This is a genomic window from Rhizobium sp. Root708 (assembly GCF_001429725.1).
Classification (GTDB): Bacteria; Pseudomonadota; Alphaproteobacteria; order Rhizobiales; family Rhizobiaceae; genus Rhizobium.
This window is the reverse complement of the sequence record NZ_LMHV01000022.1, coordinates 1-20,132: the sequence shown is the minus strand read 5'-3', so window position 1 is coordinate 20,132 and position 20,132 is coordinate 1. Positions and strand designations below refer to the sequence as shown.

16 protein-coding genes, 1 tRNA gene and 1 pseudogene are annotated in these 20,132 nt (G+C 58.6%); 16 read left to right on the top strand and 2 right to left on the bottom strand.

All coding sequences use genetic code 11. The features are described from left to right. The 12 genes and pseudogenes from ASE04_RS30080 to rpoC form a co-directional block, all read left to right on the top strand. Positions 1-92 (top strand): annotated as a pseudogene (locus ASE04_RS30080) (elongation factor Tu); the annotation flags it as partial. 164 nt (positions 93-256) lie between these two features. Continuing rightward, positions 257-1,150 carry an NAD-dependent epimerase/dehydratase family protein gene (locus tag ASE04_RS14425; protein WP_056818357.1) on the top strand — a complete coding sequence of 298 codons (894 nt, stop codon included), beginning with the start codon at positions 257-259 and terminating at the stop codon, positions 1,148-1,150. Between the two features lie 138 nt (positions 1,151-1,288). Then, a tRNA-Trp gene (locus ASE04_RS14420) sits at positions 1,289-1,364 on the top strand. Positions 1,365-1,584: 220 nt separating this feature from the next. Next, the gene (locus tag ASE04_RS14415; protein WP_056818353.1) at positions 1,585-3,180 is read left to right on the top strand and encodes a glycosyltransferase family 39 protein; all 1,596 of its coding nucleotides are present in this window, start codon (positions 1,585-1,587) and stop codon (positions 3,178-3,180) included. A gap of 299 nt (positions 3,181-3,479) precedes the next feature. Beyond that, on the top strand, positions 3,480-3,680 hold the full coding sequence (gene secE / locus ASE04_RS14410) for a preprotein translocase subunit SecE (protein WP_056818351.1): 201 nt from the start codon (positions 3,480-3,482) through the stop codon (positions 3,678-3,680). 17 nt (positions 3,681-3,697) lie between these two features. Next, positions 3,698-4,228 carry a transcription termination/antitermination protein NusG gene (nusG, locus tag ASE04_RS14405; protein ID WP_056818349.1) on the top strand — a complete coding sequence of 177 codons (531 nt, stop codon included), beginning with the start codon at positions 3,698-3,700 and terminating at the stop codon, positions 4,226-4,228. Positions 4,229-4,398: 170 nt separating this feature from the next. Next, on the top strand, positions 4,399-4,830 hold the full coding sequence (gene rplK / locus ASE04_RS14400) for a 50S ribosomal protein L11 (RefSeq protein ID WP_024318430.1): 432 nt from the start codon (positions 4,399-4,401) through the stop codon (positions 4,828-4,830). 4 nt (positions 4,831-4,834) lie between these two features. Then, positions 4,835-5,524, top strand: a complete 690-nt coding sequence (rplA, locus tag ASE04_RS14395; protein WP_056818347.1) for a 50S ribosomal protein L1 — start codon at positions 4,835-4,837, stop codon at positions 5,522-5,524. A gap of 327 nt (positions 5,525-5,851) precedes the next feature. Then, positions 5,852-6,370, top strand: a complete 519-nt coding sequence (gene rplJ / locus ASE04_RS14390; protein ID WP_056818345.1) for a 50S ribosomal protein L10 — start codon at positions 5,852-5,854, stop codon at positions 6,368-6,370. A gap of 58 nt (positions 6,371-6,428) precedes the next feature. Next, positions 6,429-6,806: a 50S ribosomal protein L7/L12 gene (gene rplL / locus ASE04_RS14385; protein ID WP_056818343.1), complete on the top strand. Its 378-nt coding sequence runs from the start codon at positions 6,429-6,431 to the stop codon at positions 6,804-6,806. A gap of 256 nt (positions 6,807-7,062) precedes the next feature. Further along, complete coding sequence (gene rpoB, locus ASE04_RS14380; RefSeq protein ID WP_056818342.1) at positions 7,063-11,199, top strand: DNA-directed RNA polymerase subunit beta; 4,137 nt, start codon at positions 7,063-7,065, stop codon at positions 11,197-11,199. 189 nt (positions 11,200-11,388) lie between these two features. Further along, positions 11,389-15,600, top strand: coding sequence for a DNA-directed RNA polymerase subunit beta' (gene rpoC / locus ASE04_RS14375; RefSeq protein WP_056818339.1), 4,212 nt, complete (start codon positions 11,389-11,391; stop codon positions 15,598-15,600). Between the two features lie 108 nt (positions 15,601-15,708). Here the strand turns inward: rpoC and ASE04_RS14370 are convergent, their stop codons facing one another. Further along, positions 15,709-16,137: an NUDIX hydrolase gene (locus ASE04_RS14370; protein WP_056818355.1), complete on the bottom strand. Its 429-nt coding sequence runs from the start codon at positions 16,135-16,137 to the stop codon at positions 15,709-15,711. Positions 16,138-16,142: 5 nt separating this feature from the next. Then, positions 16,143-16,436 carry a hypothetical protein gene (locus ASE04_RS14365; protein WP_056818337.1) on the bottom strand — a complete coding sequence of 98 codons (294 nt, stop codon included), beginning with the start codon at positions 16,434-16,436 and terminating at the stop codon, positions 16,143-16,145. A 485-nt stretch (positions 16,437-16,921) separates the two neighbouring features. On the opposite strand from ASE04_RS14365, the gene rpsL reads away from it, so the two are divergent. The 4 genes from rpsL to ASE04_RS30075 all read left to right on the top strand — a co-directional run. Continuing rightward, positions 16,922-17,293: a 30S ribosomal protein S12 gene (rpsL, locus tag ASE04_RS14360; RefSeq protein ID WP_018902683.1), complete on the top strand. Its 372-nt coding sequence runs from the start codon at positions 16,922-16,924 to the stop codon at positions 17,291-17,293. Positions 17,294-17,369: 76 nt separating this feature from the next. Next, the gene (gene rpsG / locus ASE04_RS14355) at positions 17,370-17,840 is read left to right on the top strand and encodes a 30S ribosomal protein S7 (RefSeq protein WP_024318422.1); all 471 of its coding nucleotides are present in this window, start codon (positions 17,370-17,372) and stop codon (positions 17,838-17,840) included. A gap of 29 nt (positions 17,841-17,869) precedes the next feature. After that, positions 17,870-19,969 (top strand): elongation factor G, encoded by a 2,100-nt coding sequence (gene fusA / locus ASE04_RS14350; protein ID WP_056818336.1) that lies wholly within the window; start codon positions 17,870-17,872, stop codon positions 19,967-19,969. Positions 19,970-20,036: 67 nt separating this feature from the next. After that, positions 20,037-20,132, top strand: a 96-nt coding sequence (locus ASE04_RS30075; protein WP_133624442.1) for a GTP-binding protein, incomplete at its 3' end; no start/stop codon positions are given.

Sequence of the window (20,132 nt, the reverse complement as noted above, 5' to 3'; positions counted from 1 at the left end):
TTCCGATCGCGATGGAAGAAAAGCTGCGCTTCGCTATCCGCGAAGGCGGCCGTACCGTCGGCGCCGGCATCGTAGCCTCGATCGTCGAGTAATCTTCGGATTATCCAATTGAAGAAGCCCCGCTGGAAACAGCGGGGCTTTTTCTTTGTCTGCCTTCCTGCGGCGCGCCTCGGCGGTGCAATCGCTGCTGTCGGGCAGACTTGCGCTTGACCGCGAAGCCGTTATCTATGCCTCCGATTTCATACGGGAGGACATGATGAAAAAGCGCATTCTCTTCACGGGCGGTTCGGGCAAGGCAGGGCGCCATGCCGTGCCTTGGCTGATCAATGCTGGCTATGAGGTGCACAACGTCGACCTCGTGCCGCTCGACAGCCCCGGCGTGACAAACCTGATCGCCGATATCACCGACAGCGGCCAGGTGTTCAATGCGCTTTCGATGCACCGGGACTTCCCCGATCTCGATGCGGGCAGGGGCGTCCAGCCCTTTGATGCGATTGTGCATTTCGCGGCAATCCCGCGTATCCTCATCAAGCCTGACAACGAGACCTTCCGCATCAATACGATGGGCACCTACAATGTCATCGAGGCGGCGGTGAAGCTCGGGATCCGCAAAATCATCATCGCCTCCAGCGAAACGACCTACGGCGTCTGCTTTGCCGAGGGTCATCGGAATTTCCACCAGTTCCCGCTGGAAGAGGATTACGATGTCGATCCGGTGGATTCCTACGGCCTCTCCAAGGTCGTGAACGAGAAGACAGCCCGCGCCTTTGCCGAACGCTCCGGCTTCGACATCTATGCGCTGCGGATCGGCAACGTCATCGAGCCGCATGAATACGAGAACTTCCCGACCTATTTCGCCAATCCCGAAATGCGCAAGCGGATTGCCTGGAGCTACATCGACGCCCGCGATCTCGGCCAGATCTGCCATCTCTGCATCGAAAAGGACGGTCTTGGTTTCCAGGTCTTCAACGCCGCCAACGATACCGTCTCGGCCAATACGCCGTCGAGGGAACTCGCCAGGCGATTCTATCCGAACGTGCCGTTCAAGCGTGAGATCGGCGAATATGAAGGTCTCCTTTCCAACCGGAAGATTCGCGAAGTGCTTGGTTTCAAGGAAGAACACGACTGGCGCAAATACGTGAAGGCCTGACCGAAAGGGCTTGTGGCGACGCAGGACTGGAAAAATCAAAAAACGCACTTGCCAATCCTGAGCTACCGCCTTAAAGAGCGCCATGCTTGCAGTTTCGCTTCGCGGCCGATCGCTCAAGAAGCTGAATGTAAAGCGTAAAGGGGTATAGCTCAGCTGGTAGAGCGGCGGTCTCCAAAACCGCAGGTCGTGGGTTCGAGCCCCTCTGCCCCTGCCATTTTTCCAAAAGAACTAATTATCGCGTGTAGCCGGCTGCGGCAGTACGATCCGTCCGCCATAGGCTAACGGTTTGGTTGGGCGCTGCTCAGCCGTTAACGTTTTTCTTTCGCTTCGCGTGTCATTGCTAGGGCCTGAATGCCCAAGAGCCTCGTGTTCGCACGGAAATGAAACCTCTAGCGGCGTGTGCTTCACTTGGCTGAGATCGGTACCAGCAGCAAATGAGCGATGAAACTGTTCGCGATATGGCCGCCATCTTGCCGCAAGCACTCAGTGAAGACGGCGCTTCCGCGCCCGCTTCATATCTTGCGGGTGCGCGCTTCTGGATCTGCGCCTTTGCTATTCTCGTCGTCGCGCTCTGCCTCCGGCTGCCGACCCTGTCCAGTCGGTCTCTCTGGCTGGATGAAGCTTACAGCGCGTGGTTTGCGGCTTTGCCGCTTCGCGAGTTGTGGACCGATGTCCCGCTCTATGAGACGCATCCTCCGTTCTATTACACCCTGCTGAAGGGATGGACGGCGCTGTTCGGCACAGCGGAGTGGGGACTCAGAAGCCTATCCGTCTTCGCGAGCGTGCTGACCGTGTTTTCTCTGGCGATCTCAGGCCGATTGCTGCGGCTCGATGGCAAGGGGGAGGCGGCCACCCTGATTGCAGGCCTCCTGCTCGCCGCCAATGCGGGCAACATCTTCTTCGCTCAGCAGGCGCGTCCCTATGCCTTGGAGACGCTCACCGCAACCCTGGCAATTATCTCGTCCGTTGCGCTTCTTCGTGCGCTGATCACGCAGCTACCCGGACGGTTGCTTGTCTCGCCAGTGCTGGCGCCGGCGATCGCGCTGGCTGCGTCAGGCGGCATAACCCTGTGGCTTCACAATACAGCCGTGTTTGTTGCTTTCGGGATATGGGTCGGTCTCGGTCTCTCGATCCTCGTGTTTCTGTCAGGCCATCGCGTGAAGTCGCTCGTTGTGGCGGCGGCAGCCGGCGTTGCTGCCTTGGCGATCTGGGCTCCCTATCTGCCGATGTATTTCTGGCAGAGCCAGCGGTTCACCGGCCTTTCGTTCTGGGTAGCGACGAGTAAACTGGACTTCATCTCCGCGTGGGTGCTCGCGTCGGGCGGTGATATCCCCGCCGCCTCTGCCGCGATTTTGGCCGCCATCGGCTGGTTCGCGCTTTGGAGGGCCGATCGAGCGACGGCCTTGAACCTTCTGATCGTACTGTTTTTGCCGATCTCGATCGTTCTCGCGATCAGCTTTACGGTCAAGCCGATCTACATCAGCCGGCTGTTTGAATGGCTGGCACCGCTGGTCATGCTGCTTGTCGCGGTTGGTATCGTCAATATTTGGAAGAGCACCGCGGTCAAAGCCTTCGTTCTCGGTGGTTTTCTGGTGATGGGCGCTATCGAGGTTTCCCGGGGATACGCCCATGTGGTCGAAGATCCGAGACGGATGGCGGAAGAAATAGCCGCAATCGCGCAAACCGGTGATGTGGTCGTGGCGGCGCCGAGCGAGCTCAGCGTCGAGCTGATCTACTACGCCGAGGGGCGTTCGGGCTTCCCGCCGATCGTCTATGTTCCCGGGCCATTTCCTGTGCGTGATGAAACTGGCGAACGCACCTTTGTCAGCAACCTCGGGGCACCTGTTGTCACGGCGGCTGACGTCCAGAAAATGGCTACGGCGATCCGCAGCTACCGCCGCGTATGGCTGATCACCCGCTCCGAAGGGCTATACGACCCGCCCGGTCTCGTGAGAGGTGAACTCTCTTCCTCGAAGCGAGCAACACAGACCGCGAATTACTTCGGAACCACCGTGACACTGTTCGAGTAGCGGCCGTCTAAAGCGGCGCCCCACCAAAAGATTCCGGAGAAGCATTGCAATTCCGGCAGTGGTCGTGCTAATCAGCGCGACAAGAAGGAGGATGTTTTTCCAACGTCTTCCAGTCGGAGAGGGCGGTGCAAAGTGCCTGGTCGCGGGACCCGAGCAGCCGGCACCGTGATCGACAATTTCGTTAAACTTCGGTTTCCCTCTTGTGCAATTGGGAATCGGTGTTTATGTAGGGTTCAACAGACACGCGGTGCGTGGGGCTGAATTTTCAGCTTTACGTGCCGTAATTGCGTGGGCAGTCGATGGCATCAAAATCTAATCCACTTACGTTTCTGCAGCAGGTTCGCTCCGAGACGTCGAAAGTTACCTGGCCTTCGCGCCGCGAGACGATGATCTCGACGGTCATGGTGCTTGTGATGGTGATCTTTGCCGCGCTGTTCTTTTTTGCTGCAGACCAGCTCATTGGCTGGTTGTTGAGCTTCGTGCTTAACGTCGGCAACTGATCGGGTGGAGTGGTAACATGGCGGCACGTTGGTACATCGTCCACGCGTATTCGAACTTTGAAAAGAAGGTGGCTGAATCCATCGAGGAGAAGGCCAGGCAGAAGGGACTTGAGCATCTTTTCGAAAAGATCCTCGTTCCGACTGAAAAGGTGGTTGAGGTGCGTCGCGGCCGTAAGGTCGATTCCGAGCGCAAGTTCTTCCCTGGCTACGTTCTGGTTCGTGCGAACCTCACCGACGAAGCCTACCACCTGATCAAGAATACGCCGAAGGTTACCGGCTTTCTTGGCTCCGACAACAAGCCTGTTCCGATTCCTGACTATGAGGCCGATCGCATCCTCGGTCAGGTTCAGGAAGGCGTCGAGCGGCCGAAGGCATCTATTACCTTCGAGATCGGTGAGCAGGTCCGTGTTTCCGATGGTCCTTTCGCCTCGTTCAACGGCACGGTTCAGGATGTGGACGAGGAGCGTTCGCGCCTGAAGGTGGAAGTGTCGATCTTTGGCCGCGCTACGCCGGTCGAACTGGAATACGCTCAGGTCGAGAAGGTCTGAGCTGGGAAATAGGCCTTGCGGCCTCTTTCCTTGCGGCGCAAGCCGTAAAGCGCGTGGAAGGTGAGGGCGCCTTAGCCGGGTCCTAAAATCCGCACCACGCAACCGCAGCCGCCGGAACAATCCGGCATTTATTGGTCGGGCAACCGGCCATCAGTGAAAGGCAGAGAGACATGGCTAAGAAAGTTGCAGGCCAGCTCAAGCTTCAGGTCAAGGCAGGATCGGCAAACCCGTCCCCGCCAATCGGCCCGGCGCTTGGTCAGCGTGGCATTAACATCATGGAATTCTGCAAGGCGTTCAACGCCGCTACGCAGGAAATGGAAAAGGGTATGCCGATCCCGGTCGTCATCACCTATTACCAGGACAAGTCCTTCACCTTCGCCATGAAGCAGCCTCCGGTTAGCTACTGGCTGAAGAAGGAAGCGAAGATCACGTCCGGTTCGAAGACGCCTGGCAAGGGCGCTACCGCCGGCAAGCTCACCAAGGCTCAGATCAAGTCGATCGCTGAAGCCAAGATGAAGGATCTGAACGCAGCTGATATCGAAGGTGCAATGGCGATGATCGAGGGCTCTGCCCGCGCCATGGGCCTGGAAGTGGTAGGATAAGACCATGGCAGGCAAGCGCACTAAGAAGATCAACGAAGGTGTTGATCCCACGAAGCTCTACGAACTCGGCCTCGCTATCGGCATGGTCAAGGAACGGGCTGTCGCCAAGTTCGACGAAACCGTCGAAGTCTCGATGAACCTCGGTGTTGACCCGCGTCACGCTGACCAGATGGTCCGCGGCGTTGTCAACCTGCCGAACGGCACGGGCCGCGACGTTCGCGTTGCTGTCTTCGCTCGTGGCGCCAAGGCTGACGAAGCCAAGGCTGCCGGCGCCGATATCGTCGGTGCTGAAGAGCTCGTCGAAATCGTTCAGGGTGGCAAGATCGACTTCGATCGTTGCATTGCAACGCCTGACATGATGCCGCTCGTCGGCCGCCTCGGTAAGGTTCTCGGCCCGCGTGGCATGATGCCGAACCCGAAGGTTGGTACGGTTACGATGGACGTCGCTGGTGCCGTCAAGGCTTCCAAGGGCGGTGCTGTCGAGTTCCGCGTCGAAAAGGCTGGTATCGTCCACGCCGGCATCGGCAAGGCTTCGTTCGATGCCAAGGCTCTTGAAGAAAACATCAAGGCTTTTGCTGACGCCGTCATCAAGGCAAAGCCAACTGGTGCAAAGGGCAACTACGTCAAGCGCGTAGCGATCTCTTCGACCATGGGCCCGGGCGTCAAGATCGACCCGTCGTCTGTAACGGCATAAGTTTCGCCGGGCCTGATGGCCCGGCTGCAAGAATTCCGGCCTCGCAAGGGGCCGGGATATTCCGGAGAAATCCGGAATCCTGTCCGAGATTGCAGGTGGTTTTCCCTTAATCACTTGGCCTGCATGAGACGGGTAAGACCCGAATTGCTTGAAGCTCTGCTTCGATGAATTTGGTTCGAGCCTAGGATGCCTTGTGCCTCTCAGCCTTAACTGGCGCGGAGCGCGAGGGGACAGGATCCTCAAGCGTCGCTTGGGTTCTCTTCTGATCCCGAGAGGCAAAGGCAACCCGATGGGCCCGTTTACGGTCCCATCTACTGGAGATAGGCAGTGGAAAGAGCGGAAAAACGCGAATTCGTCACGGAACTGAACGAAGTCTTCAAGGCTTCGGGCTCAGTCGTCGTGGCCCACTATGCTGGTGCTACAGTCGCGCAGATGAACGACTTCCGTTCAAAGATGCGTGCAGCTGGCGGTACCGTCAAAGTCGCGAAGAACCGCCTGGCCAAGATCGCCCTTCAGGGTACGGAAGCGGAAGGGATTTCCGATCTCTTCAACGGTCAGACGCTCATTGCATACAGCAATGATCCGATCACCGCTCCGAAAGTCGTCGTGGATTTCGCCAAGACCAACGATAAGATCGTTGTCCTCGGCGGCGCCATGGGAACAACCACGCTCAACGCTGATGCAGTCAAGTCGCTCGCGACCCTGCCTTCGTTGGACGAACTGCGCGCGAAGCTGCTGGGCATGATCCAGACTCCGGCTACCCGCATCGCAGGCGTTGTTGCAGCACCGGCAAGCCAGCTTGCTCGCGTGTTTTCGGCTTACGCCAAGAAGGACGAAGCCGCATAAGGCGGTTTTTTGCTGTTTATAAACAACCGGTTCGAACCGAACATAAGGAACTGATAACATGGCTGATCTCGTAAAGATCGTTGAAGACCTCTCTGCACTGACCGTTCTGGAAGCTGCAGAACTGTCCAAGCTTCTCGAAGAAAAGTGGGGCGTTTCCGCTGCTGCTCCGGTAGCAGTTGCTGCTGCTGCTGGCGGTGGCGCTGCTGCTGTCGTTGAAGAAGAAAAGACCGAGTTCGACGTTATCCTGGCTGACGCCGGCGCTAACAAGATCAATGTCATCAAGGAAGTTCGCGCTATCACGGGCCTCGGCCTGAAGGAAGCCAAGGACCTCGTTGAAGCCGCTCCGAAGGCTGTCAAGGAAGCTGTTTCCAAGGCTGAAGCTGCCGACATCAAGAAGAAGCTTGAAGACGCCGGCGCTAAGGTCGACGTTAAGTAATCTTGAACTGCATCTGGGAGGCTGGATTTCCGGCCTCCCATTTGCCGTTTTCCGGAACGAATTACCCAAAAACCGCGTGAAAACGGCTTTTGGGTAATGGGTTCTTCAAGAGGATGGTCTCGAACCGAGACGCGAAGGCAATCCGGCCTCGCGTTTCGGGAAGTGAGACGAGATTGAACAACTCATGATTGACGGGGTCGACTGGCCATCGGTTCCCGTCCGTTGCAGGCCCGGATGCAATTTTGAAGGAGCGACGATGGCTCAGACCCTTTCGTTCAATGGTCGTAGGCGCGTACGCAAGTTTTTCGGTAAAATTCCAGAAGTCGCAGAAATGCCGAACCTCATCGAGGTTCAAAAGGCATCGTATGATCAATTCCTGATGGTTGAAGAGCCCAAGGGCGGTCGCCCTGACGAGGGCCTTCAGGCAGTTTTCAAGTCCGTTTTCCCGATCACGGATTTCTCGGGCGCCTCCATGCTGGAATTCGTGTCCTACGAATTCGAGCCGCCGAAGTTCGACGTCGATGAATGCCGCCAGCGCGACCTGACCTACGCCGCGCCGCTGAAGGTGACACTTCGTCTGATCGTGTTCGATATCGATGAGGATACGGGCGCGAAGTCCATCAAGGACATCAAGGAACAGTCGGTTTACATGGGCGACATGCCGCTCATGACCAACAACGGTACGTTCATCGTCAACGGCACCGAGCGCGTTATCGTGTCTCAGATGCACCGTTCGCCGGGCGTGTTCTTCGATCACGACAAGGGCAAGAGCCATTCGTCCGGCAAGCTGCTCTTTGCTGCCCGCGTCATCCCGTATCGTGGTTCCTGGCTCGACATCGAGTTCGACGCCAAGGACATCGTCTACGCTCGTATCGACCGTCGCCGCAAGCTGCCGGTAACGTCGCTGCTGATGGCCCTCGGCATGGACGGCGAAGAAATCCTGTCGACCTTCTACACCAAGTCCGACTATGTTCGTGACGGCAAGGGCTGGCGCATTCCGTTTACGCCGGAGACCCTCAAGGGTGCGAAGACGATCAGCGACATGATCGACGCCGACACCGGCGAAGTCGTTGTCGAAGGTGGCAAGAAGCTGACCCCACGTCTGCTTCGGACGCTGACCGAAAAGGGCCTCAAGGCTCTGCAGGCAACCGACGAAGACCTCTACGGCAACTTCCTCGCCGAAGACATCGTCAACTACTCGACGGGTGAAATCTACCTCGAGGCCGGCGACGAAATCGACGAGAAGACGCTCGGCGTCATCCTGCAGCACGGCTTCAACGAGATCCCGGTTCTCGGCATCGACCACATCAACGTCGGCGCCTACATCCGCAACACGTTGGCTGCGGACAAGAACGAGAACCGTCAGGACGCTCTGTTCGACATCTACCGTGTCATGCGTCCGGGCGAACCGCCGACCATGGACTCGGCCGAAGCTATGTTCAACTCGCTGTTCTTCGATGCGGAGCGTTACGATCTCTCCGCCGTTGGCCGCGTCAAGATGAACATGCGTCTCGACCTGGACGTCGAAGACACTGTCCGTATCCTGCGCAAGGACGACATCCTGGCTGTGGTCAAGATGCTCGTTGAGCTGCGCGACGGTAAGGGCGAAATCGACGACATCGACAACCTCGGCAACCGTCGTGTTCGCTCTGTCGGCGAACTGATGGAAAACCAGTACCGTCTCGGCCTGCTCCGCATGGAGCGCGCGATCAAGGAACGTATGTCCTCGATCGAAATCGACACGGTAATGCCGCAGGACCTGATCAATGCGAAGCCGGCAGCTGCCGCCGTTCGCGAATTCTTCGGCTCCTCGCAGCTGTCGCAGTTCATGGACCAGGTGAACCCGCTTTCGGAAATCACCCACAAGCGTCGTCTTTCGGCACTTGGCCCGGGTGGTCTGACCCGCGAGCGCGCAGGCTTCGAAGTCCGCGACGTTCATCCGACCCACTACGGCCGTATTTGCCCGATCGAGACGCCTGAGGGACCGAACATCGGTCTGATCAACTCGCTCGCGACATTCGCCCGCGTCAACAAGTATGGCTTCATCGAATCGCCGTACCGCCGCATCGTTGACGGCAAGGTGACGAACGACGTTCTTTACCTCTCCGCCATGGAAGAGGCGAAGTACTACGTTGCTCAGGCGAACGCCGAACTTGGCGCCGATGGCTCGTTCACCGACGAGTTCGTCGTTTGCCGTCACGCTGGCGAAGTTATGCTCGCTCCGCGCGACAGCATGAACCTGATGGACGTTTCGCCGAAGCAGGTCGTTTCGGTTGCCGCGGCTCTCATCCCGTTCCTGGAAAACGACGACGCCAACCGCGCGCTCATGGGCTCGAACATGCAGCGTCAGGCCGTGCCTCTGCTGCGTGCCGAAGCTCCGTTCGTCGGCACCGGCATGGAGCCGATCGTTGCCCGCGACTCCGGCGCTGCTATCGGTGCCCGCCGTACCGGCGTGGTTGACCAGGTCGACGCGACGCGTATCGTTATCCGTGCGACTGAAGACCTCGAAGCTGGCAAATCCGGCGTCGATATCTACCGCCTGCAGAAGTTCCAGCGTTCGAACCAGAACACCTGCGTCAACCAGCGCCCGCTGGTCACCGTTGGTGACGTTGTCAACCGCGGCGACATCCTCGCTGACGGTCCGTCGACGGACCTGGGCGATCTGGCACTCGGCCGTAACGCGCTCGTCGCGTTCATGCCGTGGAACGGTTACAACTACGAAGACTCGATCCTGATGTCGGAACGCATCGTCGCTGACGACGTGTTCACCTCCATCCACATCGAGGAATTCGAAGTGATGGCCCGCGACACCAAGCTTGGTCCGGAAGAAATCACGCGCGACATTCCGAACGTTTCGGAAGAAGCGCTGAAGAACCTCGACGAAGCTGGTATCGTCTACATCGGTGCTGAAGTTCAGCCGGGCGACATCCTCGTCGGCAAGATCACGCCGAAGGGCGAAAGCCCGATGACGCCGGAAGAAAAGCTTCTGCGCGCCATCTTCGGTGAAAAGGCTTCCGACGTTCGCGACACGTCCATGCGCATGCCTCCGGGCACCTATGGCACGATCGTCGAAGTTCGCGTTTTCAACCGCCACGGCGTTGAAAAGGACGAGCGCGCGATGGCTATCGAGCGCGAAGAGATCGAGCGTCTTGCAAAGGACCGCGACGACGAGCAGGCGATCCTCGACCGTAACGTCTACGGTCGTCTGGTCGACATGCTGCGTGGCCAGGTCGCCATCGCGGGCCCGAAGGGCTTCAAGAAGGGCACCGAGCTTTCGAACTCAGTCGTCTCCGAATATCCTCGCTCGCAGTGGTGGATGTTCGCAGTCGAAGACGAGAAGGCCCAGGGCGAACTCGAAGCTCTCCGTGGCCAGTACGACGAGTCCAAGTCGCGCCTTGAACAGCGCTTCATGGACAAGGTCGAGAAGGTCCAGCGCGGCGACGAAATGCCTCCTGGCGTCATGAAGATGGTCAAGGTCTTCGTCGCTGTGAAGCGCAAGATCCAGCCGGGCGACAAGATGGCCGGCCGTCACGGTAACAAGGGCGTCGTCTCGCGTATCGTGCCTGTCGAAGACATGCCGTTCCTCGAAGACGGCACGCATGTCGACATCTGCTTGAACCCGCTCGGCGTGCCTTCGCGCATGAACGTCGGCCAGATCCTCGAAACCCACCTTGCCTGGGCTTGCGCCGGCATGGGTAAGAAGATCGGCGAGCTGCTCGACGAATACCGCAAGACGATGGACATCACCGACCTGAAGACGGAGCTGACGGACGTCTACGCTTCGCAGGCCAAGGATGAAGTCGCCCACTTCGACGACGATGCACTCGTCAAGCTGGCCGAACAGTCCCGCCGGGGTGTCTCCATCGCAACGCCGGTCTTCGACGGTGCGCATGAGCCTGACGTTGCCTCGATGCTGAAGAAGGCAGGTCTGCACGAAAGTGGTCAGTCTGTTCTGTACGACGGTCGTACCGGCGAGCCCTTCGACCGCAAGGTCACCGTCGGCTACATGTACATGATCAAGCTGAACCACCTTGTCGACGACAAGATCCACGCTCGTTCGATCGGTCCTTACTCGCTCGTTACCCAGCAGCCGCTGGGCGGCAAGGCGCAGTTCGGCGGTCAGCGCTTCGGGGAAATGGAAGTCTGGGCTCTGGAAGCATACGGTGCGGCTTACACGCTGCAGGAAATGCTCACGGTCAAGTCCGACGACGTCGCCGGCCGTACCAAGGTCTACGAAGCCATCGTCCGAGGCGACGACACGTTCGAAGCGGGTATTCCCGAAAGCTTCAACGTTCTCGTCAAGGAAATGCGCTCTCTGGGTCTTTCCGTCGAGCTCGAGAACTCGAAGGTTGACGAGCAGCAGACCGGCCAGTTGCCGGACGCTGCCGAGTAATCTCCAATAGGGTGTGCGCTGCCATGCAGCGCGCACCGTCCCAGCTCTGGCCCCGTAACGTGTTGGCCGGGAAGGGACGATTTCGCCGCATTCTGCGGTTATTGTCGTTTTTTCGCTATGGCTGCGGCGCCCGGGATTTGCCGCTGACCATCGCAGTTTGAGGGCTTTCAGCCCATGAAGGAGACAGGCATGAACCAAGAGGTCATGAATCTTTTCAATCCGCAGGTGCCTGCGCAGAATTTCGATTCCATCCGGATTTCGATTGCGTCTCCGGAGAAGATTCTCTCCTGGTCTTATGGTGAGATCAAGAAGCCGGAAACGATCAACTATCGTACGTTCAAGCCTGAACGCGATGGTCTGTTCTGCGCCCGCATCTTCGGACCGATCAAGGACTACGAATGCTTGTGCGGCAAGTACAAGCGCATGAAGTACAAGGGCATCATCTGCGAAAAGTGCGGCGTCGAAGTGACGCTGTCGCGCGTTCGCCGTGAGCGCATGGGCCACATCGAGCTCGCCGCTCCCGTTGCCCACATCTGGTTCCTGAAGTCGCTTCCTTCGCGCATTTCGACGCTGCTCGACATGACGCTGAAGGATGTGGAGCGCGTTCTTTACTTCGAACATTACATCGTCACCGAGCCGGGCCTTACCGCGCTCAAGGAGCACCAGCTCCTGACGGAAGAAGAATACATGCTGGCCGTCGATGAGTACGGCGAAGATCAGTTCACCGCCATGATCGGCGCTGAAGCCATCTTCGAAATGCTGGCATCGATGAACCTTGAGAAGATCGCGGGCGACCTGCGCTCGGATCTGGCCGACACCACGTCGGATCTCAAGCAGAAGAAGCTGATGAAGCGCCTGAAGATCGTCGAGAACTTCATGGAGTCCGGCAACCGTCCGGAATGGATGATCATGAAGGTCGTCCCGGTCATCCCGCCGGACCTGCGCCCGCTGGTTCCGCTTGATGGCGGCCGTTTCGCGACGTCGGACCTGAACGATCTGTACCGCCGCGTAATCAACCGTAACAACCGTCTGAAGCGCCTGATCGAACTGCGCGCTCCTGGCATCATCATCCGCAACGAAAAGCGCATGCTGCAGGAATCTGTGGACGCGCTGTTCGACAACGGCCGCCGTGGCCGCGTCATCACCGGCGCCAACAAGCGTCCTCTGAAGTCGCTGTCCGACATGCTCAAGGGCAAGCAGGGCCGCTTCCGCCAGAACCTTCTCGGCAAGCGCGTCGACTATTCCGGCCGTTCGGTCATCGTGACCGGTCCGGAACTGAAGCTGCACCAGTGCGGCCTGCCGAAGAAGATGGCGCTCGAGCTGTTCAAGCCGTTCATCTACGCCCGCCTCGACGCCAAGGGTTACTCCTCGACCGTCAAGCAGGCCAAGAAGCTGGTTGAAAAGGAAAAGCCTGAAGTTTGGGATATCCTCGACGAGGTTATCCGCGAGCATCCGGTTCTCCTGAACCGCGCACCGACGCTGCACCGCCTGGGCATCCAGGCCTTCGAACCGATCCTGGTCGAAGGCAAGGCCATCCAGCTGCACCCGCTCGTCTGCACGGCCTTCAACGCCGACTTCGACGGTGACCAGATGGCCGTTCACGTGCCGCTGTCGCTCGAAGCCCAGCTCGAAGCCCGCGTCCTGATGATGTCGACGAACAACATCCTGCACCCGGCAAACGGCGCACCGATCATCGTTCCGTCGCAGGACATGGTTCTCGGCTTGTATTACCTCGCCATCATGAACCAGAACGAACCGGGCGAAGGCATGGCCTTCTCCGATCTCGGCGAGCTGCATCACGCGCTTGAAAACAAGGTCGTGACGCTGCACTCCAAGATCCGCGGTCGCTTCAAGTCGATCGACGAGGATGGCAAGGCCTACTCGAAGATCTATGAAACGACCCCTGGCCGTCTGCTCATCGGCGAACTCCTGCCGAAGAACGGCAAGGTGACCTTCGACATCTGCAACCAGGAAATGACCAAGAAGAACATCTCCAAGATGATCGACACGGTCTACCGCCATTGCGGCCAGAAGGACACGGTCATTTTCTGCGACCGCATCATGCAGCTCGGCTTCACCCACGCCTGCCGCGCCGGCATCTCGTTCGGCAAGGACGACATGGTTATCCCGGACTCCAAGGTAAAGATCGTTGGCGACACCGAAAACCTGGTCAAGGAATACGAGCAGCAGTACAACGACGGCCTGATCACTCAGGGCGAGAAGTACAACAAGGTCGTTGACGCCTGGGGCAAGGCAACCGAGAAGGTCGCCGAAGACATGATGGCCCGCATTAAGGCCGTCGAATTCGATCCGGCAACCGGTCGTCAGAAGCCGATGAACGCCATCTACATGATGTCGCACTCGGGTGCCCGTGGCTCTCCGAACCAGATGCGCCAGCTGGGCGGCATGCGCGGCCTGATGGCCAAGCCGTCGGGCGAAATCATCGAAACCCCGATCACGTCGAACTTCAAGGAAGGTCTGACCGTCAACGAGTACTTCAACTCGACCCACGGTGCCCGTAAGGGTCTCGCAGACACAGCTCTGAAGACGGCTAACTCCGGTTACCTGACCCGTCGTCTCGTCGACGTCGCGCAGGATTGCATCGTCAACCTCGTGGATTGCGGCACCGACACGGGCCTCACCATGACCGCCATCGTCGATGCCGGTCAGGTCGTTGCTTCGCTCGGCGTTCGTATCCTCGGCCGTACGGCTCTTGACGATATCGATCATCCGGTCACCGGCGAGCGCCTCGTCGATGCCGGCAAGATGATCCTCGAGCCCGATGTCATCGAGATCGAAAAGGCTGGTATCCAGTCGATCCGAATCCGTTCGGCACTGACCTGCGAAGTTCAGACCGGCGTTTGCTCGGTCTGCTACGGTCGTGACCTTGCACGCGGTACGCCGGTCAACATGGGTGAAGCGGTCGGTGTTATCGCTGCTCAGTCGATCGGCGAGCCGGGCACGCAGCTCACCATGCGTACGTTCCACCTTGGTGGCACGGCAAACGTGGTCGACCAGTCGTTCCTGGAAGCCTCGTATGAAGGTACGATCCAGATCAAGAACCGCAACATGCTGCGCAACTCGGACGGCGTTCTCGTCGCCATGGGCCGCAACATGACCGTCCAGATCCTGGACGAGCGCGGCGTTGAGCGGTCCTCGCAGCGCGTCGCTTACGGTTCGAAGCTGCATGTCGACGAAGGTGACAAGGTCAAGCGCGGCCAGCGTCTGGCAGAGTGGGACCCCTACACCCGTCCGATGATGACGGAAGTAGCCGGTACCGTTCAGTTCGAAGATCTGGTCGACGGTCTCTCGGTTCTCGAAGCGACGGACGAATCCACGGGTATCACCAAGCGCCAGGTTATCGACTGGCGTTCGACCCCGCGCGGTTCGGACCTGAAGCCGGCAATCGTCGTCAAGGATGCCAGCGGCAACGTCATGAAGCTGTCGCGTGGTGGTGACGCCCGCTTCATGCTCTCTGTCGATGCGATCCTGTCGGTAGAGCCGGGCACGAAGGTTTCGCAGGGTGACGTGCTTGCGCGTTCGCCGCTCGAAAGCGCCAAGACCAAGGACATCACCGGTGGTCTGCCGCGTGTTGCCGAACTGTTCGAAGCTCGTCGTCCGAAGGACCACGCCATCATCGCTGAGATCGATGGTACGATCCGCCTCGGACGCGACTACAAGAACAAGCGTCGCGTCATCATCGAGCCGGCGGAAGACGGTGTCGAGCCGGTCGAGTACCTGATCCCGAAGGGCAAGCCCTTCCACCTTCAGGAAGGCGACTACATCGAAAAGGGTGATTACATCCTCGACGGTAACCCGGCTCCGCACGACATCCTGGCGATCAAGGGCGTCGAAGCTCTGGCTTCGTACCTGGTCAACGAAATCCAGGAAGTCTACCGTCTCCAGGGCGTTGTCATCAACGACAAGCACATCGAAGTGATTGTCCGTCAGATGCTGCAGAAGGTGGAAATCACCGATGCGGGCGACTCGACCTATATCGTCGGTGACAACATCGACCGTATCGAGCTCGAAGACGTCAACGACGCGCTGATCGAACAGGGCAAGAAGCCGGCTTACGGCGATCCGGTTCTGCTCGGCATCACCAAGGCGTCGCTGCAGACCCCGTCCTTCATCTCCGCGGCTTCCTTCCAGGAAACCACGAAGGTGCTGACGGAAGCTGCTATCGCCGGCAAGACCGACGGTCTGCAGGGTCTGAAGGAAAATGTCATCGTCGGCCGCCTCATCCCGGCCGGTACCGGTGGCACCATGACCCAGATCCGCCGTATTGCCACGTCGCGCGACGAGATGATCCTGGAAGAACGCCGCAAGGGCACGGGCGCCGATGTCGCCACGCCGATGCTGCAGGATCTCGCAGGTGAAAGCGCCCCGGCTGCCGAATAACCGGTAGTCTGGTTCAAGAATTGAAAAGCCGCCCGGAGCGATCCGGGCGGCTTTTTGTTTCTGGCTGATTTAAAGGGCAGGGGCCTCGGCTGTCGGGTACAGAAATTCTCAACCGATCAGCGGTAGGCACTCCGCCATGCCATAGCCCAGCCGCGCTTTGGCTTCGGCAAAAGTGATCCAGGAGAAACGAAACAGAATAGGCTCGCCGCCGCCGAAGGGCGTGAGCTCCCGGTGAAGCCAGGTCGATGGCTGGTCGCCGTCGAGGCCGACATGAAAATAGTGGCGGCGGTGAAAGGCTATGCCGCCGATCATTAGTGAAAAGCGATAGTCGTGAGTGCCGAGCTGGGTGAGGGGATCGGGCGTCAGGCCCGTTTCCTCGTGGAACTCGCGACTGGCTGCCTCGGCGACATCCTCGCCGGCTTCGACAGTACCGCCCGGAACCTGAAGCGCGACCTCGGGAAAGTCGGGCTCATCGAAAACCAACAGCCGGTCGCGCCAGGTTGCGTAGATCAGCACCTTGAGGGCGTCCGGCTGCATCTGCATTAGCTGAAGCGGATGATCGCGACTTCGCCGTCAACGGCGCCCTGGTAGGCGGAGGCGTGCGGCTCCTCGGTCGGTACTTCGGTCAACATGCCGATCTGATCGAGGTCGGCTTCGATGAATCCTTCTTCGGAAAGCGCATTCAGAGCCTCACGCACGGCACTGTCCTCGTCGGCGGCCCTGAGCATCACGTGAAGATCGACGCCTTCGCTGTTGTCGGACTCGTAGCCCTTGCCGATGATGATGAAGACCATGGGGCCTTCCGAGTTGTTGTCGTTGTCGGGGGCAGTGATCATCGGATGTCCTTCGATTCGAGATTTGAATCTGATTTCATGGGCTTAGGCTCTGCAATCAGTGATTCCATAGCCGTTTTTGTTGCAAGGCCCAAGTTTATCTTGCCGTGCTGCAGCGAATTCGCCTAGAACCCCCGAAAGAGCCCTCAAACGCCCGGTTTCAAGGCGTTTGGCGGAAGTTTATTTGTTAACAGCCTTGACGAGGCGACGGGAAACCAGTAGTACCCGCGCCATCCGGACCCATGTGAGGCATGGCCATTCGGGGCGACGCGCCTCGAAGATCACCTCAAACAAGGTTCGAAACGCACGTTGAAGATATGTTGCCTGCACGCATGACGCATTTCTTTATGCGTCCTCTGCTTCCTGTGGTCCATCTGTGAAAGCGGATCGGGCCACGTTTTGCGCATTGAGACACGCGTGTGATCTTGCCGGAGACGGCGTGAGTTACGCCCGCAAGGGTTTGAGATTTAAACGTAAGGGATGGTTGAATGCCTACCGTAAACCAGCTGATCCGCAAGCCGCGCCAGCCAAACGTAAAGCGTAACAAAGTTCCTGCACTGCAGGAAAACCCGCAGAAGCGCGGTGTTTGCACACGCGTTTACACAACGACGCCGAAGAAGCCGAACTCGGCTCTCCGTAAGGTCGCCAAGATCCGTCTTACCAATGGCTTTGAAGTCATCGGTTATATTCCTGGCGAAGGTCACAACCTGCAGGAACACTCTGTCGTCATGATCCGTGGCGGCCGCGTAAAGGACTTGCCGGGCGTTCGTTACCACATCATCCGCGGCGTTCTCGATACCCAGGGTGTCAAGAACCGCAAGCAGCGCCGTTCGAAGTACGGTGCGAAGCGTCCGAAGTAATTCGGTTTTGAAATCCCGGCGCTGCGCGAGGTCCTCCGCGTGGTAGAGCGCCTTAACATTCGAAGAGACGAGAAGTATGTCCAGACGTCATAGAGCAGAGAAGCGCGAGATCAACCCGGACCCCAAGTTCGGCGATCTCATCGTCACCAAGTTCATGAATGCAATCATGCTTGACGGCAAGAAGTCCGTCGCTGAAAGCATTGTTTACGGCGCATTTGACTCCGTACAGGGCAAGTCCAAGCAGGAGCCGCTCGGCGTGTTCCATCAGGCTCTGGACAACGTTGCTCCGCACGTTGAAGTCCGTTCGCGCCGCGTTGGTGGTGCTACCTACCAGGTTCCCGTTGATGTTCGCCCGGAGCGCCGTCAGGCCCTGGCCATCCGCTGGCTGATCGCTGCTGCGCGCAAGCGTAACGAAACGACCATGGTCGACCGACTGTCGGGCGAGCTTCTCGATGCATCCAACAACCGTGGTTCCGCGGTCAAGAAGCGCGAAGACACACACAAGATGGCTGATGCCAACCGTGCGTTCTCGCATTATCGCTGGTAATCCCGAACGGGTTCGAAAGGCAGTCCACAATGGCTCGCGAATATAAAATCGAAGACTACCGTAATTTCGGTATTATGGCGCACATCGACGCCGGCAAGACGACGACGACTGAGCGTATCCTTTACTACACCGGCAAGTCGCACAAGATCGGCGAAGTGCACGATGGCGCGGCCACGATGGACTGGATGGAGCAGGAGCAGGAGCGTGGCATCACGATCACCTCCGCTGCGACCACGACCTTCTGGAAGGGTCGTGACGGCAAGATGCGCCGCTTCAACATCATCGACACCCCCGGTCACGTCGACTTCACCATTGAAGTTGAACGTTCGCTGCGCGTACTCGACGGTGCTGTCGCTCTTCTCGATGCCAACGCCGGCGTAGAGCCGCAGACGGAAACCGTCTGGCGTCAGGCTGAGAAGTACAACGTTCCGCGCATGATCTTCTGCAACAAGATGGACAAGACCGGCGCTGACTTCTACCGCTCCGTCGAGATGATCAAGACCCGTCTCGGTGCAACGGCTGTCGTCATGCAGCTGCCGATCGGTGCGGAAACCGAGTTCAAGGGCGTCATCGACCTGATCGAGATGAACGCACTCATCTGGCGCGATGAATCGCTCGGCGCCCAGTGGGACGTCGTCGAAATCCCGGATGACATGAAGGCCAAGGCTGAAGAATATCGCGAAAAGCTGATCGAGACCGTTGTCGAGATCGACGAAGCCGCGACCGAAGCCTACCTCGAAGGCATTCTGCCTGACAACGAACAGATCCGCGCACTCGTTCGCCGCGGTACGATCGACGTCAAGTTCCATCCGATGTTCTGCGGCACTGCCTTCAAGAACAAGGGCGTTCAGCCTCTGCTCGACGCGGTTGTCGACTACCTGCCGTCGCCGATGGACATCCCTGCCATCAAGGGCATCGACTTCAAGACGGAAGCTGAAATCGAGCGTCACGCTGACGACAGCGAGCCGTTGTCCATGCTTGCGTTCAAGATCATGAACGACCCCTTCGTCGGTTCGCTGACCTTCGCCCGCATCTACTCCGGCAAGCTCGAAAAGGGCGCGTCGGTCATGAACACGGTCAAGGACAAGCGCGAGCGCGTCGGCCGTATGCTGCAGATGCACTCGAACTCGCGTGAAGACATCGAAGAAGCCTTTGCAGGCGACATCGTTGCTCTCGCCGGTCTCAAGGAAACCACCACTGGCGATACGCTCTGCGATCCGCTGAAGCCGGTTATCCTCGAGCGCATGGAATTCCCCGAGCCGGTTATCCAGATCGCGATCGAGCCGAAGACCAAGGGCGACCAGGAAAAGATGGGCCTCGCGCTCAACCGTCTGGCTGCTGAAGATCCTTCGTTCCGCGTCAAGACCGACCAGGAATCTGGTCAGACGATCATCGCTGGCATGGGCGAACTTCACCTCGATATTCTCGTCGACCGTATGCGTCGTGAGTTCAAGGTTGAAGCAACCGTCGGTGCTCCGCAGGTTGCCTACCGCGAAACCATCACGCGTCAGCACGAAGAAGACTACACGCACAAGAAGCAGTCCGGTGGTACCGGCCAGTTCGCGCGCGTCAAGATCATCTTCGAACCGAATCCGGATGGCGAAGACTTCAAGTTCGAATCCAAGATCGTCGGCGGTTCTGTTCCGAAGGAATACATCCCGGGCGTTCAGAAGGGTATCGAAAGCGTTCTGTCTTCAGGTCCGCTGGCTGGCTTCCCGATGCTCGGCGTCAAGGCGACGCTCATCGACGGTGCTTTCCACGACGTTGACTCGTCGGTCCTGGCGTTCGAAATCGCCTCTCGTGCCTGCTTCCGTGAAGCAGCCAAGAAGGCCGGCGCTCAGCTCCTCGAGCCGATGATGAAGGTCGAAGTTGTCACTCCGGAAGACTACGTCGGCGACGTTATCGGCGACCTGAACTCCCGTCGTGGCCAGATCCAGGGTCAGGAACAGCGCGGCATCGCAATCGTCATCGCCGCCAACGTTCCGCTGGCGAACATGTTCAAGTACGTCGATAACCTGCGCTCCATGTCGCAGGGCCGTGCTCAGTACACGATGACCTTCGATCACTACGCGCCGGTCCCGTCGAACGTCGCAACGGAAATCCAGGCAAAGTATTCCGGTCAGAAGTGACCGGAATACCAATTGACCGATAACAAGAATTAAGTCCCTCGCGGACTAGCAAGAATGGAGAGCCGAAATGGCAAAGAGTAAGTTTGAGCGCAACAAGCCGCACGTTAACATCGGCACGATCGGCCACGTTGACCACGGCAAGACGTCTCTGACGGCAGCGATC

Coding starts and splice junctions, on each gene's coding strand:
- ASE04_RS14425 (WP_056818357.1), top strand. CDS start 257: ATGAAAAAGCGCATTCTCTTCACGGGCGGTTCGGGCAAGGCAGGGCGC.
- ASE04_RS14415 (WP_056818353.1), top strand. CDS start 1,585: ATGAGCGATGAAACTGTTCGCGATATGGCCGCCATCTTGCCGCAAGCA.
- secE (WP_056818351.1), top strand. CDS start 3,480: ATGGCATCAAAATCTAATCCACTTACGTTTCTGCAGCAGGTTCGCTCC.
- nusG (WP_056818349.1), top strand. CDS start 3,698: ATGGCGGCACGTTGGTACATCGTCCACGCGTATTCGAACTTTGAAAAG.
- rplK (WP_024318430.1), top strand. CDS start 4,399: ATGGCTAAGAAAGTTGCAGGCCAGCTCAAGCTTCAGGTCAAGGCAGGA.
- rplA (WP_056818347.1), top strand. CDS start 4,835: ATGGCAGGCAAGCGCACTAAGAAGATCAACGAAGGTGTTGATCCCACG.
- rplL (WP_056818343.1), top strand. CDS start 6,429: ATGGCTGATCTCGTAAAGATCGTTGAAGACCTCTCTGCACTGACCGTT.
- rpoB (WP_056818342.1), top strand. CDS start 7,063: ATGGCTCAGACCCTTTCGTTCAATGGTCGTAGGCGCGTACGCAAGTTT.
- rpoC (WP_056818339.1), top strand. CDS start 11,389: ATGAACCAAGAGGTCATGAATCTTTTCAATCCGCAGGTGCCTGCGCAG.
- ASE04_RS14370 (WP_056818355.1), bottom strand. CDS start 16,137: ATGCAGCCGGACGCCCTCAAGGTGCTGATCTACGCAACCTGGCGCGAC.
- ASE04_RS14365 (WP_056818337.1), bottom strand. CDS start 16,436: ATGATCACTGCCCCCGACAACGACAACAACTCGGAAGGCCCCATGGTC.
- rpsL (WP_018902683.1), top strand. CDS start 16,922: ATGCCTACCGTAAACCAGCTGATCCGCAAGCCGCGCCAGCCAAACGTA.
- rpsG (WP_024318422.1), top strand. CDS start 17,370: ATGTCCAGACGTCATAGAGCAGAGAAGCGCGAGATCAACCCGGACCCC.
- fusA (WP_056818336.1), top strand. CDS start 17,870: ATGGCTCGCGAATATAAAATCGAAGACTACCGTAATTTCGGTATTATG.